Origin of the sequence: Streptomyces sp. A 4/2 (assembly GCF_940670765.1) — a bacterium.
Lineage (GTDB): Bacteria > Actinomycetota > Actinomycetes > Streptomycetales > Streptomycetaceae > Streptomyces.
Genome location: NZ_CALNVW010000047.1, coordinates 1 through 16,979, shown reverse-complemented (window position 1 = coordinate 16,979; position 16,979 = coordinate 1). Strand labels below are relative to the sequence as shown.

Here is a 16,979-nt window from a genome sequence, read left to right as displayed (position 1 = left end):
TGACCTGCAAGTTCTTGTGATCTGCCGTGCGGCTATGACGCTGATGACGCTCTCATACCCCATCTCACTGAGAGAAAGGAAAAGAGAAGTAGGCGAGCCGGAGACATGGTGCGTCAGAGCGTCATCAGCGTCTGCCGCCCGCCTGTCCGGAAGAAAAACCACAGGTCAGCGCAGCAACTGGGCGAACACTCCAGCGTCACCTGGCAGCGTCACCGGGGGTTGTCTGCGTCACCAGGCGGCGCGGAGTGCCGAGGCCCGGCAGCGGCGGCTCCAGACTCCGACCTCTCGGCGGAGGACCGCCGGCGCTACGCTTTCGACCCGATGGTGCGCGAGGGCTGGGCACGATGGTCGGGGTGCTCGGGGCCAGCGTGCGGACGCTGTGGTGGCGGCTGCGGCGCGCGACCGCGGAGCTGCTGCTCCTCCTGGGCGCCCTCCACCCGGCACTATCGACACTATGACCTCGCTGCTTCAGGCCACCTCTCAATGGACGCTCACCGCCGTCCCGTACGGCACCGTCGACGCCCGTGCCCTCACCCGGGCCCTCCACCAAGAGCAGCTGGCCACCTACGGCAGCGCCGACGACCTCGAGGCCACCGATTGCGCGGAATTCGACGCACCGCACGGCCAGTTCCTCCTCGCCCGCCTCGGAGACGGACCGGCTCTGGCCTGCGGAGGCTGGCGCACACTCAGCCCCTCGAGAGCGGAGATCAAGCGGATGTACGTGGCCCCGGCCGCCCGCGGGCAGGGGCTCGGCCGCCGGATCCTCGCCGCTCTCGAACAGGATCTGCTCGGCCGCGGCCACATCGAGGTCCTGCTGGAGACCGGCGTCCACAACATCGCGGCTCTCGCCCTGTACGCCGCCTTCGGCTACGCACCGGTCCGCTCCTACGTCCCCGGGCGCAACCCCGACATCAACCGGGCGCTGAAGAAGGCCGTCCTGCAACCGGTGGCGCCGCACCCGCTCACCGGCCTGCCTACGTAGTCCCGGCCCGCATCGCATTCGTCCGGCGGCCGAGGTAGACGATCACCGGCCAGGGGCCGACGCTGCGGATCTTTGCTCTGCCAGGATGGCCGCATGAAGTGGAACGTCGAGGTAGACATCCCCGGGATCGGCCCGCGCATGCTGACCGTCGATCAACCCAGTGCGTCCGACGCCCTCGAACACACCAAGTCACGCGTCAACGACATGTTCCTGCAACTGCCCTCCGGGATCACCAGCTACACCGTCGCGGTGTTCGAACCGGGGCACCGCAAGGGAGACGCGTCCGTCTGCGCCGAGCGCATCACCCTGGTGACGGCGACCGAGCCTGCTCGCGGCTGACGAACAGCGTGGCGGCGCCAGCGCCGCCACGCCGGCCAGGAACCGAGGAGGTCCCGCCGACGGGGGATGCGGCGGGACCTCATCCCTGACGCTACGCCGCAGGCCACCCTGGGGTCCACCAATTCCGCGCGTTGGCCAGCTCGAAGGCTGGCCTGCCAGGCTGAGGGCAGTCACGGCGGGATCCTCAGCTTGCGCCTTCTTCGCGCTCCGGCGGCAGGAGAAATCTCTGGATCTCCGTCATGCCGGGCGTGTAGCCGTCGGAGGTGTCCACCAGCAGGGTCGGGGCGTCCAGGCTGATGGGGACGAACTGATCGGGGTCGTACACGCCGGCGTCCATGTCGGCGAGCAGGGCCTTGTCGCCGTGGGCGACCCGGTGGCTGTCGGTGCGGGCGCGGTCGGTGATGCGCCGGGCGATGATCGAGGCGGGGGTGGTGCACCGGATGATCCGGAGGTCGGCGAACGTCGTGAGCGGCTCCAGCCCGGGGCGCCAGAGGCGGTCCTGGAAGGCGGCTTCGGCGACGACGGTCGAGCCCGCCCGGAGGAGGACCGTGATCGTTGCGAAGAACGCTTCCAGTGCCGGGACGTTGAGTGGATCGTTGCCGTCGGGGTCGTGACCCGGATGGTTCATGGCCAGGCCTTGCTTGATCTCGTCACGCAAGATCGCGGGGCAGCCCAGGTGCCGGGCGAGCTCCTTGGCGAGGGTGGTCTTGCCGGTCGCAGGCGGGCCGCTCACTACGGCCAGGGTCGGGGTTCGGACGGGCACGGGTGGACTCCGAGAGTGGTCGTTGCGGCAGCGGATTCGGACTTCAGGTGCCATTCCGGAAGACATGGTGCTTAAGGCCTACCGCAGAGCGCGGTCACGGACCAAGTAACCACGGTGGAAAGACTGGTACTACCCCTGCGGGAGCCGTACAGGCATATTCGCGCTGGCTCGATCCTTGTGGCTACTGTGTCGCCGCGAAGCCCATGTGGTCTCGTGGGAGAGGACCAGATCCGGACGGCGAGCATCGCCGCCATGGACGAGCACGGAGCCCGATAGCCATGCGAGCACCCTGGTGATGCTGGGGACGAACGGCGAAGGCCATGTCCCGATCGGACATCGTGTCGCCCTGTGGCGGCACCGCCGCGGTGTCACGGTGACCGAGATGGCGTCGTCCTCCAGCCTGACGGAGCAGCTGATCCGGAACGTAGAAGCCGAAGTCGACTGGGTGGACCGGCATCGTGTCCTGTACTCCCTGGCAGCCGGGCTCCGCTTGGACCCGACCGAGCTGACCGGCCAGCCCTATGAACCTCACGGGACGCAGCACGGCGTCGTTCGTGCCGCGGCGTGGCACCTTCGCCGCCACGTTGTCCAAGCGGGTCCCCGTACGAGGGGCCCCGCCCGGGGCCTGGAGGAGCTGCGGGCCGGTGCCGAGGACCTCCGGGCCGCGCAGGCAGCCGGAGACGAGCACGCGCTGGCACTGCGCCTACCCGCGCTGCTTGAACTGGCAGACAGGGCGTGCGCCGAAGGGGGAGAGGGATCCGATGCGAGAGCTGCGCGGACCGTCGCCTACGTGGCCGCGGCAGGCCTGCTGCGCCGCCTGGGATACCGGGATCTGGCGTGGAGTTTCCTCCACTGCGCCGGCCCAGGCGCTGATGGAGATCATCTTGTGGCGTCCGAGGAGATACGGCTGCTGACGAGCATGGGGCTGCCGGAGACGGCCGCCGACCGCGCCACGCAGCACCTCCCCACGGCGCTGTCCGTCGAGCTGCTGTGCGCGGCAGCGCTCGCCCACGCGACAGCAGGCCGACGGCACCAAGCCGAGGCCCTCCTCGGCCAGGCCGGCGACCGTGTCGGCGGTGAGGTGGAAGCCGCGGAAGTCGCGGTGGCGACGGCGGGAAGCGCGATGCAGTTCGGGGTGCTGGACGAGGTCCTGGACCTGGAGGCGGCTACCGCGTTGATGCCGCCGGCCCGGCGAGCCGACCTGCTGCTCTTCGGGGCAGAGGCCCGGGCAAGAGGCGCGGACCCCGACCGGGCCGCCGAGAGCCTGGCCGCTGCTGAGGACGTGGCCCCGCTCTACATCAGGCTCGACCCTCTGGCCCGCGAGCTCCTTCACGCTCTACGGTCCTGCGCCCGGGACACGAACGGCACCGGCCTGCTTGTACGGATGGCCGACAGCTTCGGGATGAAGTGAGGTCACCGCTTTCGGGGAATGCCCGCACACGCGGGGCCGACCTGGCCTAGCCTATGGATCTTCGGGACGTGGGGCAGGCGATCATGGACGAGCAGCAGTCACATCGGGCCGCAGCGATCGGCTCCAACCTGCGGACCCTGCGGCGCCAGCGCGGAGTCGGCCTGAAGAGCCTGGCGCAACAGACCGGGATCTCCCAGGGGTACCTCTCCATGGTGGAGAACGGGCACCGGTTGCTCGACAGCCAGATGTTCATCGACTCCATCGCCGACGTCTTACGGATCTCGCCCACCGAGCTGACCGGCCAGCCGGCCGCGCCGATGGACCCGCCCAGCAGTGCCGCCCACGCGGCGATTCCCGCGCTCAGACTCGCCCTCATGGGCCTCGCCCTCCCGGCAGCACACGGCGAGCGGCTGCCCGAGGACCCTTTCCCGTTGCTGACGGCCCGCGTCGCTCGAGCCAACAACCTCTACCACGCCTCCGAATACGGAACGCTCGCGGTCGAACTGCCCGCCCTGCTGTCCGATCTGCGCGCAGCGGCCGATGCCCGGCACGGCTACGCTCGCCGCCGGCTGCTGCAGTTGCTGGCCGGCGCGTACCACCCGGCGTGCGTGCTGCTGCTGAAGTACCTGGGCTACCCCGATCTCGCCTTCGTCGCGGTCACCCGTGCCGCCGAGGTGATCGCCGAACTCGAGGACCCGCAGTACACGGCTCTGTCGGATTTCTTCACCGCCCACGTGCTGCTGGCGGTCGGCAGCCCGGATCAAGCCCTGCTGCGCGCGGCGGCGGCCATTTCGTCCCTGGAGGCGCAGTTGGGGTCCGGGCGCGCCCCGCAGGCATTGCTCGGCGAGCTCCATCTGATCTCGGCCACGGCCATCACCCGCGACAAGACCCGCGCGGGCGAGGCCCGCCGCCTGGATGCTGCAACCCACCTTGCCGAGGCGGAGCGGCTTGCCCATCGGACCGGCGAGACGCGCGATTGGCATCTCAACTTCGGTCTGATCAACACCGCCATCCACCGTGTGAGTCTGAACACCGCGCTGGGTCGGCACGGCGATGCCGCGGACGCCGGTGAGGGTCTTCACCCCGAGACGATCACGGCGCCGGGGCGGCGGATGGCCTACCACGCCGACCTGGGAAGGGCTTTGGCGCACATGCGGGGCCGGGAGGGCGACGCGACCCGCCAGCTGCTGCTGGCCGAGCAGGCCGGGCCGCAGCGGCTGCGGGTAGACCCGCTGGTGCGGGACTGCGTCACCTACCTCCTCGGGCGGCCGATGACCACGCACGCCCGCCGTGACCTGCGCGGTCTCGCCCACCGGGTCGGCGCCCTGAACTGAGCGGCCGCCAGCGGGCCCCTTCAGGGGTTCACCACCGTGAACCCCAGCCGTGAACGCGCGGCTACGTTCGGTTCCTACCCCAGACGGTGCCGGTCGATCGAGGCGCTCTTCCCGTGCGCTGGATCTCCCGGTCTCCTAGGGGGTTCGTGACGGCTGCGCTGCGCTTCCGGTCCGCGCGCGTGTCCGGCTGACCGACCGGGGATCGAAGGGGGAAGGCCATGCCTGAGCACACGCTCGACAACGCGCTGGCGCCAGTGAAGGACCTGCGGCGGCGGATCGGGGACCTGTCCCTGCGGCTGAGGACCTCCGGGCCGCTGAAGCCGGCCGAGCCGCGGTTCACCGACTTCGACAAGATCCGGCTGCCCGGCGGCGAGCTGGTCGGCCGTAAGAAGGTCATCATCATGTCCGGCGGCTGCAGCGTGCCGACGTGCACGATGTGCCCGTTCACCAACTTCAACAACTTCGGCATCGACGGCGCCGCCTCGTCCGAGAGCCTTCTGGACCAGGTCCGGCGCACCCTGGCGCGGACCGAGGGCGAGCCCGCCTACGAGGTGCTCTCCCTCTACAACGACGGGTCCTTCTTCGCGCCGCGCGAGATCCCCCGCGACGTCCAGGTGGAGATCGCCCGCCTGGTCGCGGCGGCCGGCGTCAAGCGCCTGGTGGTCGAGTCGTTGCCCCAGTTCGTCACCGGACCGGTGCTGGGCCCGTTCGTGGAGGCGCTCGGCGAGGTGCGTCTGGAGATCGGCATCGGTCTGCAGTCCGCGGACGTGCTGGTACGCGAGACGCTGGTGAACACCCGTATCTCGCAGAAGTCCTTCGAGCGGGCCTTGTCGGTGATGGCCGGTCTGGGCGTCGACCCGAAGATCTACCTGCTGATCAAGCCGCCGTTCCTGAGCGAGGGCGAGGCGGTGACCGACGTCGTCAAGTCGGTGGACTACCTGACCGGACTCGGCGTGAAGGGGATGACGCTGTGCCCGACGCGGGTGTCGCGCCACACGGTGGCGTGGGAGCTGTGGGAGGCCGGACAGTACACCCCGCCGAACCTGTGGACGGTCGTGGAGACGGTCCGCCGGGTCCACGAGCGGCTCGCGGTGCGGGTAGCGTGCGTGAACCTGCGCGGCAGCGACTTCGAGTCGGTCTTCCCCGACGCCTGCCCGGACTGCGCCGACGGTGTGGTGGACGCGCTGATGCGCTTCGGGGAGAGCGGCGAGGCGGCGGACCTGCCCGCGGACTGCTCCTGCCGGCCGCAGCTGAAGGTGGCCCCGCTCGACCACGCGGCCATCATCGCCCGCGCGGCGCAGCAGCTGAACGTGCTGGAGCGAGCCGGTGTCTGAGTCCGCCGCGGCGCCGGCCACAGCGGGGTTACCCCTTCGGCACCCGGAGAGCGGCTTTGCCAGTGACCCGCTCGGTGTCCTCCAGGAGGGGCACCGCCGAAACGGGCCGGTGTTCCGGATGCCGGTCGACGGCGTGGAGACGGTCCTGGTGGGCACCTGGGCCGGACTGGGCGAGCTGTTCGCGGCCGAACGCGGCCGCCTGGAGGTGCTCAACACGCCGCTGGTGCACGACCTGTTCGGCCGGGCGCTGTTCAACCTCACCGCGGAGCACCACGGCGAAGCACGCCGCCGGCTGCGTCCCGCGCTGTCCGGCCGGGCGCTGCCCGGCTACGTAGTGCCCCTGCTGGAGGTGATCGGCCCGACCGTCGGCCGGTGGGCGCTGCACGGCACCGCGGATCTACACGGGCAGGTGCGCGGGCTCACCGGCGCGATGAGCGCCCGCGTCCTGCTCGGTATCTCCCCCGGGGAGGCGGACGCGGCACGGTTCGCCGCCGCCTTCGAGGTGTTCGTCTCGGCGACCGGTGCGCCGCCGGGACCGGCCCGGTACGCGGACCGCCGGTACTGGGTCGGCCGGTCGGCCCGCCGGGAGCTGCACGCCCTGTTCGCCCGCCGTGCCGCTCAGGCCGCCGGGGACTCGGCGGGCGGGGCGGCGCTTGCCGGGCTGGTGGCGGCGTTCGCCGATGCCCCGGCGGCGGCTGGGCCGCTGGAGGACCATCTGCTGGCACTGCTGATCGCCGCGCGGGAGACGACGGCGAGCCTGCTCACCTGGTGCCTGGTGGAGCTGGCCGGCCATCGTGAGCACGCCGAGCTCGCGGCGGCCGAGGCCCGCGCGGTGGCCGCTGATCCCGGCCGCCTGGTGGCGCGCGGCGGGCTGCCGGTGCTCCGGTCGGTGCTCGCCGAGAGCCTGCGCCTGCACGCGCCGAACCTGCTGTCGATGCGGGAGGCGGTCTGCCCTCTGACGCTGGCTGGTCTCCGGATCGAGGCGGGAACACGGGTGGCCTACTCCCCGTCGGCCGGGCACTTCGATCCCGAGGTCTTCCCGCGTCCCCAACAGTTCCGGCCGGGCCGGTTCCTGGCCGGGCAGGCCAGCGCCTCGCGGCTGTGGGCGTTCGGCGGAGGCGCGCACGCGTGCCTGGGCCGGCCGCTCGCCGAGCTGATGGCCCTGGCCGTCATGGCCGGCGCCCTGCAGAAGGGGCTCCCCACCCTGCCCGCCGGCCCACCGGCCCGGATCACCTTCCGGCCCGCCAAGGCCCCCGTCGACCAGCTGCCGTTCGCCCTGGAGTCCGCTTCATGACCCGCATCCCGCCCGACGCACTTGCCGCCCTCCGCCAGGCATCCGCCCACCACGCGGCCGGCCGACGCAGGCTGCACCTGGTGCCCAGCGAAAACAGACTCAGCCTCGCCGCTCGGATCCCGCACCTGATGGACGCCGCCGTCCGCTACGCCTTCCCCGGGCCGAGGGACGGGGGCGAGAATTGGGCATGGCCGGGTCGCCAGGACCTCGTGGCTGTCGAGCAGGCAGCAGCCGTCCGGCTCGGCGCGCAACTGGGTGCGGACTTCATGAACCTCAAGCCCGTGTCCGGGGTGTCCGCGCTGACCGCGGCGCTCTCGGCGCTGGCGAGACCGCGGGAGGTCGCCTACAACCTGGCAGAGCGCGACGGCGGCCACGGTTCGACCCGTTTCATCGGTACCCGCCTGGGCCTGCAGATGAAGAACCTCCCCGTCGACCCGGCCACCTGCACCCTCGACCTCGACGCGCTCGACCGCCTACTCGGCACCGGGCCGCGCCCGGAACTGGTGTACCTGGACGCGTTCATGTGCCTGTTTCCCATGGACCTTCAGGGACTGCGGGAGATCGTCGGCCCCGACACGGTGATCCACTACGACGCCTCGCACACCCTGGGCCTGATCGCCGGCGGCGCCTGGCAGAACCCGCTCACCGAGGGCGCCGACAGCCTCGGCGGTTCCACCCACAAGACCTACCCCGGCCCGCACAAGGGACTGCTGGCCACCAACGACGCCGCCCTCGCGGCGCGGCTGGACGAGCACGCCTCGCACTTCGTCTCCCACCACCACCCGGCCGACGTCGTCGCCCTGGCCGTAGCCGCCGCCGAGATGGACGCCCGCGGCCCCGCGTACGCGCACGCCACCGTGGCCAACGCCCGGCGGCTGGGCGCGGCGCTGGCCGGGCGCGGGTTCACGGTCTGCGGGGAGAAGGCCGGGTTCACCGACTGCCACCAGCTGTGGATCGACATCGCCCCGCTCATGGACGCCGAGGACGCCTCCCGACGGCTGTTCGAGGCCGGGATCGTCGTCAACGCGATCCCGCTGCCGCACATCACCGCACCCGCCGGGCTGCGCCTGGGCGTCCAGGAGCTCACCTGGGCCGGGCTGCGCGCGGACGGCATCGACGAACTGGCCGAGATCTTCACCGCGGTGCTCCGCGACGGCCGCGACCCGGCGACCGTCGCGCCCCGCACCCTGGCCCTGGCCGAGGCACTCGCAACGGACGCCGGGCCGGGGGAGCAGGTGCTGCGCGTCGCGCTCGCTGCGGCCGGGATCGGCGGCGCGGCATGATCCCGGAGCAGATCCCCGGCAAGGGCACCTTCCTCGGACCCATCCACACCACGACCACGTTCGAGATCCACCCGGACTGCCGGCACTTCGCCGGGGGGATGCCGTGCCGGTACTGGCGGCCGTGCCACGGCTGCCCCGACCGTGACCCGGTCGATCACCGGGTGCTGATCGTGATGCTCGGCCTGCTCGGGGACATGCTCATCGCCTCACCCCTGCCCAAGCGGATCCGCGACGAGCGCCCGGGCGCGCACGTCACCTGGCTGGTCGACGAGGCGAACGCCCCGATCCTGCGGATGAACCCGTACGTGGACGAGGTCCTCGTCCACGACTGGCAGGCCGCCGCCCAACTGCCCTCGCGCCGCTTCGACGCCGTGTACTCCTTCGAGCGGACCCCGTCGGCCGCCGCCCTGGTCGACCGGATCGACGCCGGACACAAGGCCGGGCTCGCCTACGGCGGCCCCCACCACGCCCTGTATCCGATGGGCGAGGCCGCGCTCCAGTTCTTCCGCCAGAACACCTGGAACGACTACCGCACCCTCACCAACGCGCAGACGTGGACGGAGCTGTACTTCGCCGTCGCCGGATACGAGTACGCGGGCGAGCCCTACGTCCTGGACGTGCCGCAGGCCGCGCGCCGGCGGGCGGCCGGTCTGCTCGGCGAGCGCACCGGGCCGCGGGTGTGCCTGAACCTGGGCGGCTCGCTGACCACGAAGCTGTGGCCCCAGAGGCACTGGGCCGAGCTCGCCGACGCACTGCTGGAGCACGGCGCGCAGCTGGCCCTCCTGGGCGGGCCAAGCGACCGGGAGGCGTGCGAGGCGCTGGTGCGGCACCTGCGGATGCGCGGCGCGGATGAGTCCCGCGTCGCGTACGCGCCGCTGTCGCTGGAGGAGGCGTCCGCGCTGCCGGGCCTGGTCGACGTGGTGGTCACCGGCGACAGCTTCGGCTTCCACCTCGCCCTCGCCCACGGCCGGCCCACCGTGCTGCTCCTCGGGCCGTCCAACGGCGCCGAGGTCATCCCCAAGCACGCCAAGGCCGTCACCGCGCTGCGCTCCACGCTGGCGTGCTCGCCGTGCGCCCACCAGGTCGAGTGCGGCGGCGTCGGCGGCTGCATGGACACCATCGACCCCTCCACCGTCCTCAAGGCGACCCTCGATCACCTGACCACCGCCTGAACCCGCTGCCCGGCACCCGGCCGGGCAGCGGGCAGCAACAGCGAGAAGGAGCCCACGTTGGCCACCGTGCTGGGCCTTGGCGGCCCGTACTACCACGACGCCTCCGCCTGTCTGGTCGTTGACGGCCAGGTCGTCGCCTTCGCCGAGGAGGAGCGCTTCTCCCGGCGCAAGCACCACAAGGACTCGCGCAGCTGCGCGATGGCCGCGGCGTACTGCCTGTCCGAGGCCGGGATCACCCTGGCCGAGGTGGACGAGATCGCGATCGCGTTCAACCCGTCCTGGCCCGAGCCGAGCGAGACGTGCACCGACGCCGAGCTGATCGCCGAACTCCTCGACCCCGCCCTGTTCGGCTATCACCGGCCCCGGCAGGTCACCGTGATCGAGCACCACCTCGCCCACGCCGCCTCCGCCTTCCACCCCTCCGGCTTCGCCGAGGCCGCCGTCCTGGTGGTCGACGGCTCCGGCGACGGCGTCTCCGCCACCCTCGCCCACGGCACCGCCGACGGCCTCAAGGTCCTGCAGCAGTTCCCGTTCAGCCAGTCCCTGGGCTGGTTCTACGAGACGGTCGCCGAGCACCTGGGCCTGGGTGACTGGACCAGCTCCGGCAAGCTCATGGGCCTGGCCGGCTACGGCAACCCCGACCGCTACCGGCTCGACTTCCTCACCGCCCGCGCCGGCGGCTACCACCTCGACCTCTCCCGCTACGGCATCCGCCCCGACGAGAGCGTCGAGGACCAGTACACCGACCTGCGCTACTACCGGCGCCTGAAGACCGCGTACGCCACCGCGTACACCGACCTCGGCATCCCGCCCCACCGCCGCGCCCGCACCTACACCGACGGCCGGATCATCCCCGACACCGGCTACAGGCCCGAGCACGCCGACCTCGCCGCCAGCGCGCAGCGTCTGCTGGAGCAGTGCCTGACCGAGCTGGCCCGCGAAGCCCTCACCGCCACCGGCACCACCCGCCTGTGCATCGCCGGCGGGGTCGGCCTGAACTGCTCCGCCAACGGCCGCCTCGCCGCCCTGCGCGGAGTGGAGGAGCTGTTCGTCCAGCCGGCCGCGGGTGACGCCGGCTGCGCGATCGGCGCGGCGCTCGAGGTCTCGCTGCGCCGCGGCGACCTCACCCTCCCGGGTCCGGCGATGACCACCGCCGCCCTCGGCCCCGCCTTCACCCCGGGCAGCATCCGCAGCGCCCTGGACGACTTCGGCCTGCCCTACCGTGACCTCGGCGACGATCTGGCGACTGCGGCCGCCGGGCACCTCGCGCTCGGGCGCACCATCGGCTGGTTCCAGGGCCGCATGGAGGCCGGGCCCCGCGCGCTCGGCCGCCGCAGCATCCTCGCCGACGCCCACGACCCCCGATCCCGCGACCACATCAACGACAGCGTCAAGAACCGCGAGTCCTGGCGGCCCCTGGCCCCGGCCCTGCTGGAGGAGACCGCTCCCGACCTGATCGGCACCGCAGTCCCGCACCCGTTCATGATCGTCGCCCGGCCCGCCACCGAAAGCGCCCGCCACCTGATCCCGGCCGCCGTGCACACCGACGGCACGCTGCGCCCGCAGACCGTCGCCCGCGACGACACCGACCCCTACGCGGCGCTGCTGGCCTCGTTCGCCGAGCAGACCGGCCGACCGCCCGCGCTGCTGAACACCTCCTTCAACCACGAGCGGGAGCCGATCGTGTGCGCCCCGCGCGACGCCATCGCCACCTTCGCCGTCGGCCCGCTCGACGCCCTCGCGATCGGCCCGTTCCTCGTCCGCAAGGACCGCCCGAGCTGACTGTCCGACACCGTCCGCTCACAGCCGGTACGTTGAGCCCGGCCCTGGCCATCATCCGCAGCAAGCGAAGGACCATTCCGCGATGACCAGCACGACCTCCGCCCCGAACACCACCGCTGAGAGGCTGCGCGCCGAGCACGGCCCGGCGCTCACCCTCGGCGACGACTGCGACCTGCCCGACGACCTCTTCATCGAGATCGACCACGGCGCCCACCTCACGATCGGCGACCGGGTCTCCATCCGCCGCGGCTCCACCATCCAGGTCCACCGCGGCGCCACCGTCGCCATCGGCCACGACGTCGCCATAGGAGAGCACACCTTCCTCTCCTCCATGGCCGGCATCCGCATCGGCGACGGCGCGGCGCTCTCGAACATGTGCGACCTGCACGACCACAACCACCGCACCCGCACCGCAGCGAACGTGCCCACCGGGCAGCTCCGGCCGTGGGCGTCCGGGTTCGAGGCGGCGCCCATTGTCATCGAGCCCGGCGCGATCCTCTCCAACAAGGTCACCGTCACCGCCGGCGTCCGCATCGGGGCCAACGCGCTGGTCGGCGCGAACGCGGTGGTCTCCCACAGCATCGCCCCCGACACCGTCGCCGCCGGCGTCCCGGCCGCAGTTCGCCGCACCTTCGACGGCGCCCCCGGAGCGCGGGAGGACCGCCGCACCCTGACCGTCGGCTTCTTCGGCACCTCGATCATGGAGCACCTGGAGGCCGTCAACGCGCAGATGACCAACCAGGCCGACCTGCCCGAGGTCGGCTCCAAGGTCACCGTCGAGGCCTGGGCCCAGCGGGGCTGGGTCCACCGCCTCGCCCTGTCCCTGCGCGCGGCTTGGCCGCACGTCGCCTTCGACGTCCGCAACCACGGCGAGGGCGGCGCCACCAGCCGTGACATCGCCGGCATCGTCGAAGGCGACCGGGCGACCACCGGCACCGACTACGACCTGGCCTTCCTCGGCTGTGGCATCAACGACGTGTGGCGCCGCTTCCAGAACCGGGTGTCGGAGGCGGTCGACCTCGACGAGTACACCCGCCACATCAACGCGATGCTCACCCAACTCGGCGGCTACACCCGCACGATCATCGTCGTGAGCGAGACACCGTTCGGACCGGTCGAGGACCCCGGCACCGTCACCGAGATGAACCTGGAGCTCGCCCGCTACAACGACGCCGCCCGCGCGGCCGCCGCCGCGCACGGCGCCCTGTTCCTGGATGTCTGGTCCCCCTTCACCACCGCCGCCCGGCACCTCGCCCCCACCGAGACCGAAGGTGAGAGCCCGGGCGGCCTGTGGAGCGACGGGGTGCACCTGACCGAACTCGGCGACACCGTCCTGCTCCAGCAGGCCGAGAAGCTCCTCGCCGAACACCGGATCGTCAACAAGCTCCTCGACTACCCGCTCCTGGAGCGCGACGCCGCGCTCGCCGCGTACGGCCCGATGTTCGCCCGCCACCGGCCCGCCGCGGCCGGCGCCTGAACCGCCGGGGCGTCCGGCGCTGGTCGGCCACCGCCGGGCGCCCCGGCACCACCCCCTGCCCGCTTCCTCCTCCGAAGGAGCTGCTCCGTGCCCCAGTCGGGCCGCGCACACATACAGGCGCTCACCACCGCACTGCCCCGGCTCGACACCGGCCGCCTCCGCTCCTGGGGAGGCCTGCTCGCCGACCGGCTGCCCGCCGGCGCCCGGCTGCTCGTCGCGGGCAACGGCGGCAGCGCCGCCGAGGCCCAGCACCTCACCTCCGAGCTCGTCGGCCGCTACCGCACGGAGCGCGCGCCGCTGTCCGCGATCGCGCTGCACACCGACTCCTCCTCGGTCACCGCCATCACCAACGACTACGGCGCGAGCGAGGTCTTCGCCCGGCAGGTCCGCGCCCACGGCCGCCCCGGCGATGTCCTGCTGCTGCTCTCCACCTCCGGCACCAGCCCCAACATCCTCGCCGCCGCCCAGGCCGGCCGGGAGCTCGGCCTCACCGTCTGGGCCCTGACCGGCCCGGCCCCCAACCCGCTCGCCGAAGCCGCCGACCAGGCCGTATGCGTGGACGCCGACCAGGTCGCCACCATCCAGGAATGCCACCTGGTCGCCGTCCACCTCCTGTGCGCGGCCGTCGACGCCCACCTCACGCAACCCGCCACCGCCACGGAGCCTGTACGCCGGCGACTGATCGTGGTCGGCGACGTGCTGCTGGACCGCGACATCACCGGCACCGCCGACCGGCTCTCCCCGGAGGCCCCCGTCCCGGTCGTCGCCGACACCCACTCCACCGACCGGCCGGGCGGCGCCGGCCTGGCCGCCCTCCTCGCCGCCCGCACGCCGGGCTGGCACGTCACCCTGGTGTGCGGCCTCGGCCAGGACGGCCCGGGAGCACGAGCGGGCACCCTCCTCGAAGAGGCAGGCGTCGACGTCATCAACCTCGCCACCAGCGGCACCACCCCGGTCAAGACCCGCGTCCGGGCCGCCGACCGCACCCTGCTGCGCTTCGACACCCCCACCGCCCCGCTACCGCTCGGCCCCCTGCCCGACCAGGTCCGCGCCCGCCTGGCCGAGGCCGCAGCCGTACTCGTCTGCGACTACGGGCGCGGCATCACCTCCCACGAGGACCTCCGCCAGGCCCTCACAGACGCGGCCGCCGGCCGCCCGCTGGTGTGGGACCCGCACCCCAAGGGCGCGGTGCCGGTGCCGGGGACAGCCCTGGCCGTTCCGAACGCAGACGAAGCCCTCCTCCTCACCGCGGACACGGGGCCCCGGGATCTCGCGGGCGACGCGGACCGGGCCGCCCGGCTGCTCTCCGCCTGGCCCGTCACCCAGGTCGCCGTCACCCGGGGCAGCCTCGGCGCGGTCCTGGTCGCCGACCCCGAGGCCCACCCCCAGGTCGTCCCGGCCCGGCCGGCCGCCGGGGACACCTGCGGCGCCGGCGACCAGCTGGCCGTCACCGCGGCCCTGATGCTCGGCGCCCGCCAACTGCCCTCCCACGCGCTGGCCCGAGCGGTCGACGCCGCCACCGCCTACGTTCGAGCTGGCGGCCCCGCCTCCCTCACCACATCGCCCACCACCGGACCCCTCGGTCCGCTGGAGCTGGCCGAGCGCGTACGGGCCCGCGGCGGCAGGGTCGTCGGTGCGGGCGGCGTCTTCGACCTCCTCCACGCCGGGCACCTCTCCCTCCTCGAACAGGCCCGCCGCCTGGGCGATGCCCTGATCGTGTGCATCAACGCCGACGCCTCCGTCCGCCGCCTCAAAGGCGACGACCGGCCTGTTGTCGACGAACAGGAACGAGCCACCCTGCTCGAAGCCCTGGACTGCGTCGACGGCGTTCTCATCTTCGGCGAGGACACCCCCGAGGAGATCCTCGGCCAGCTGCGGCCCGACATCTGGGTCAAGGGCGGCGACTACGCCGGCAGGCGTATCCCCGAAGCCGACCTCGTGGACAGCTGGGGCGGCACCGTCGTCACCGTGCCCTACCTGGACGGCAACTCCACCACCGCCCGCATCGACCGCCTCACCCAGCGGGCGGGCGCCCGATGACCACGCGAACCCGCGTCCTGGTCACCGGCGCCGCCGGCTTCATCGGCCGCCACACCGTCGCCGCCCTCCACCGTGCCGGACACCAGGTCACCGCAGTCGACCTGCGCCCCGCCCCCACCCACCTCACCAGCACCGCCCACTGGCTGCACGGCGACTTCGCCGACCCCGCCCTCCTGGCCCAGGTAGCCACTGGGCGCTACGCCACGATCGTCCACCAGGCCGGCATCAGCGACACCCGCGCCCTGGCGGGCCCCGAGCTGGACGAGACGAACACGGCCGGTCCGCTGCGCATGGCCGACGCCTGCCGCGCTGGCCGGGCCCGCCTGATCTACGCCTCCTCGCACTCTGTCTACGGCACCCTCCACCGCCACAAGCCGATCGCCGAGGACGCGGACACCGACACCACCCGCTGCTCCGGCCCCCTCAACCCGTACGCGGCGTCCAAGCTCGCCCTCGACCAGCAGATGCGCACCCTCCACCCCGGCGGCCTCCAGTGGGCGGGCCTGCGCTACACCAACGTCTTCGGCCCCGACGAGACCGACAAGGGCCCGATGGCCTCGATCCTGACCCAGCTCCTGCGCCAAGCCGCCCGCACCGGGAAGATCCGCCTCTTCGACGACTCTCTGACCGCCGCCCGCGACTACATCCCCGTCGAGACCGTCACCGCCACCATCGTCCGCCTCACCGAGCACCGACAGCTTCCGTCCGCGGTCTACAACCTCGGCGCCGGCACCACTGTCTCCTTCGCCGACATCGCCCAGTGGTGCGCCCGCCTCCACCACCGGGCGACCGGCCAGACCCTCCACGTGGAACTCGTGCCGAACCCGGTCGCCCACGCCTACCAGTACTTCACCTGCGCGGACATGACCGCACTCGACACGGTCCTGACCGACCGGCCGACCACCTCGGCCGCCTCCGTCGAAGCCCGTACCACCGAGCTGTTCGAAACCTTCCGCCGCGATGCGACCGGCTGAACTACCCATCTACGCCCCGCGCCCCGACCGGCCGCTGCGGCCCGCGGTATTCCTCGACCGCGACGGCACCCTCACCGAGCCCCGCCACTACCCCACCCGCCCCGACGACTTGGTCCTCCAACGAGACATCGGCTCACCGCTGCGCGCCCTCCAGCACCAGAGCTTCGCCCTGATCGTCGTGACCAACCAGAGCGCACTGGCCCGAGGGCTGCTCGACGCCGAAGGCCTGGACGCGATGCACGACCGGCTCCGCACGCTCCTCGGCCACCACCGGGTGCACCTCGACGGGATCTACGCCTGCCCCCACCACCCCGACGGCACCGTGCCCCGCTACCGCGGTTCCTGTCAGTGCCGCAAGCCCGCACCCGGCATGCTTCAACAGGCCGCCCACGACCTCGGGATCGACCTAACCCGCTCCTGGACCGTCGGCGACTCGCCCTGCGACATCGGCGCCGGCCGCCGAGCCGGAACCCGCACCGCGCTCGTCGCGGCCACGCCGCTTCATCACGCAGTCGCGGACGTTCACCGTGCGACGACATCCGAGGCACTGTGCCAGATACTGCGCCACCACCTCGGCACGCCGCAGGGCCAGTCGTAGCGGGGGATCCGAGAGCGGACGCGTGAGCGAGCTGAAGGATGCATCCGATGGCCGCCGACCCACGGTGGGTCGTGCGTCGCGAGCGGACCGCTGCGGCCCGGCGCGCCGTCCGGGATTTCTGGAGAGCATATGAGCGGGTCGGTCTCAGAAGGCCGTGCGGATGTCGCTGCGCGGGTCCCCGGCTACCAGCCGGCTC

At 72.5% G+C, this 16,979-nt stretch carries 14 protein-coding genes; 13 read left to right on the top strand and 1 reads right to left on the bottom strand.

The window, feature by feature from the left end; all coding sequences use genetic code 11:
• The first annotated feature begins 454 nt into the window (after window positions 1-454).
• Together NBY69_RS31520 and NBY69_RS31515 are read left to right on the top strand one after the other, a co-directional pair.
• Entirely contained in the window at window positions 455-982 is a 528-nt protein-coding gene (locus tag NBY69_RS31520) for a GNAT family N-acetyltransferase (protein ID WP_250305358.1), read from the top strand.
• Window positions 983-1,075: 93 nt separating this feature from the next.
• On the top strand, window positions 1,076-1,321 hold the full coding sequence (locus NBY69_RS31515) for a hypothetical protein (protein ID WP_250305357.1): 246 nt from the start codon (window positions 1,076-1,078) through the stop codon (window positions 1,319-1,321).
• A gap of 184 nt (window positions 1,322-1,505) precedes the next feature.
• Here the strand turns inward: NBY69_RS31515 and NBY69_RS31510 are convergent, their stop codons facing one another.
• Window positions 1,506-2,054, bottom strand: coding sequence for an AAA family ATPase (locus NBY69_RS31510; RefSeq protein WP_250305356.1), 549 nt, complete (start codon window positions 2,052-2,054; stop codon window positions 1,506-1,508).
• Between the two features lie 325 nt (window positions 2,055-2,379).
• Between NBY69_RS31510 and NBY69_RS31505 the strand changes: the two genes are divergently transcribed.
• From NBY69_RS31505 to NBY69_RS31450, 11 genes are all read left to right on the top strand, one after another.
• Window positions 2,380-3,495, top strand: a complete 1,116-nt coding sequence (locus tag NBY69_RS31505; RefSeq protein WP_250305355.1) for a DNA-binding protein — start codon at window positions 2,380-2,382, stop codon at window positions 3,493-3,495.
• A gap of 68 nt (window positions 3,496-3,563) precedes the next feature.
• A complete protein-coding gene (locus NBY69_RS31500) occupies window positions 3,564-4,829 on the top strand; it encodes a helix-turn-helix domain-containing protein (RefSeq protein ID WP_250305354.1) in 1,266 nt (421 codons plus the stop codon).
• Window positions 4,830-5,047: 218 nt separating this feature from the next.
• Window positions 5,048-6,163, top strand: a complete 1,116-nt coding sequence (locus NBY69_RS31495) for a radical SAM protein (RefSeq protein WP_250305353.1) — start codon at window positions 5,048-5,050, stop codon at window positions 6,161-6,163.
• 118 nt (window positions 6,164-6,281) lie between these two features.
• Window positions 6,282-7,457 carry a cytochrome P450 gene (locus NBY69_RS31490; protein WP_250305352.1) on the top strand — a complete coding sequence of 392 codons (1,176 nt, stop codon included), beginning with the start codon at window positions 6,282-6,284 and terminating at the stop codon, window positions 7,455-7,457.
• Window positions 7,454-8,740 (top strand): hypothetical protein, encoded by a 1,287-nt coding sequence (locus NBY69_RS31485; RefSeq protein ID WP_250305351.1) that lies wholly within the window; start codon window positions 7,454-7,456, stop codon window positions 8,738-8,740. Before NBY69_RS31490 ends, NBY69_RS31485 begins: the two co-directional genes overlap by 4 nt.
• Window positions 8,737-9,912 carry a glycosyltransferase family 9 protein gene (locus NBY69_RS31480; protein WP_250305350.1) on the top strand — a complete coding sequence of 392 codons (1,176 nt, stop codon included), beginning with the start codon at window positions 8,737-8,739 and terminating at the stop codon, window positions 9,910-9,912. Before NBY69_RS31485 ends, NBY69_RS31480 begins: the two co-directional genes overlap by 4 nt.
• A gap of 66 nt (window positions 9,913-9,978) precedes the next feature.
• Window positions 9,979-11,694 (top strand): carbamoyltransferase C-terminal domain-containing protein, encoded by a 1,716-nt coding sequence (locus NBY69_RS31475; RefSeq protein WP_250305383.1) that lies wholly within the window; start codon window positions 9,979-9,981, stop codon window positions 11,692-11,694.
• A gap of 82 nt (window positions 11,695-11,776) precedes the next feature.
• Window positions 11,777-13,171: a GDSL-type esterase/lipase family protein gene (locus NBY69_RS31470; protein ID WP_250305349.1), complete on the top strand. Its 1,395-nt coding sequence runs from the start codon at window positions 11,777-11,779 to the stop codon at window positions 13,169-13,171.
• Between the two features lie 87 nt (window positions 13,172-13,258).
• Window positions 13,259-15,211, top strand: a complete 1,953-nt coding sequence (locus tag NBY69_RS31460) for a PfkB family carbohydrate kinase (RefSeq protein ID WP_308409515.1) — start codon at window positions 13,259-13,261, stop codon at window positions 15,209-15,211.
• Complete coding sequence (locus tag NBY69_RS31455) at window positions 15,208-16,185, top strand: NAD(P)-dependent oxidoreductase (protein WP_250305348.1); 978 nt, start codon at window positions 15,208-15,210, stop codon at window positions 16,183-16,185. Before NBY69_RS31460 ends, NBY69_RS31455 begins: the two co-directional genes overlap by 4 nt.
• Window positions 16,172-16,783 carry an HAD-IIIA family hydrolase gene (locus NBY69_RS31450; protein WP_250305347.1) on the top strand — a complete coding sequence of 204 codons (612 nt, stop codon included), beginning with the start codon at window positions 16,172-16,174 and terminating at the stop codon, window positions 16,781-16,783. The genes NBY69_RS31455 and NBY69_RS31450 overlap by 14 nt, the downstream gene beginning before the upstream one ends.
• The last annotated feature ends 196 nt before the right edge of the window (window positions 16,784-16,979 follow it).

Excerpts from the sequence above, each read along its gene's own strand:
- NBY69_RS31490 (WP_250305352.1), top strand. The coding sequence starts at position 6,282 with ATGCCGGTCGACGGCGTGGAGACGGTCCTGGTGGGCACCTGGGCCGGA.
- NBY69_RS31470 (WP_250305349.1), top strand. The coding sequence starts at position 11,777 with ATGACCAGCACGACCTCCGCCCCGAACACCACCGCTGAGAGGCTGCGC.
- NBY69_RS31495 (WP_250305353.1), top strand. The coding sequence starts at position 5,048 with ATGCCTGAGCACACGCTCGACAACGCGCTGGCGCCAGTGAAGGACCTG.
- NBY69_RS31505 (WP_250305355.1), top strand. The coding sequence starts at position 2,380 with ATGCTGGGGACGAACGGCGAAGGCCATGTCCCGATCGGACATCGTGTC.
- NBY69_RS31515 (WP_250305357.1), top strand. The coding sequence starts at position 1,076 with ATGAAGTGGAACGTCGAGGTAGACATCCCCGGGATCGGCCCGCGCATG.
- NBY69_RS31455 (WP_250305348.1), top strand. The coding sequence starts at position 15,208 with ATGACCACGCGAACCCGCGTCCTGGTCACCGGCGCCGCCGGCTTCATC.
- NBY69_RS31520 (WP_250305358.1), top strand. The coding sequence starts at position 455 with ATGACCTCGCTGCTTCAGGCCACCTCTCAATGGACGCTCACCGCCGTC.
- NBY69_RS31480 (WP_250305350.1), top strand. The coding sequence starts at position 8,737 with ATGATCCCGGAGCAGATCCCCGGCAAGGGCACCTTCCTCGGACCCATC.
- NBY69_RS31450 (WP_250305347.1), top strand. The coding sequence starts at position 16,172 with ATGCGACCGGCTGAACTACCCATCTACGCCCCGCGCCCCGACCGGCCG.
- NBY69_RS31485 (WP_250305351.1), top strand. The coding sequence starts at position 7,454 with ATGACCCGCATCCCGCCCGACGCACTTGCCGCCCTCCGCCAGGCATCC.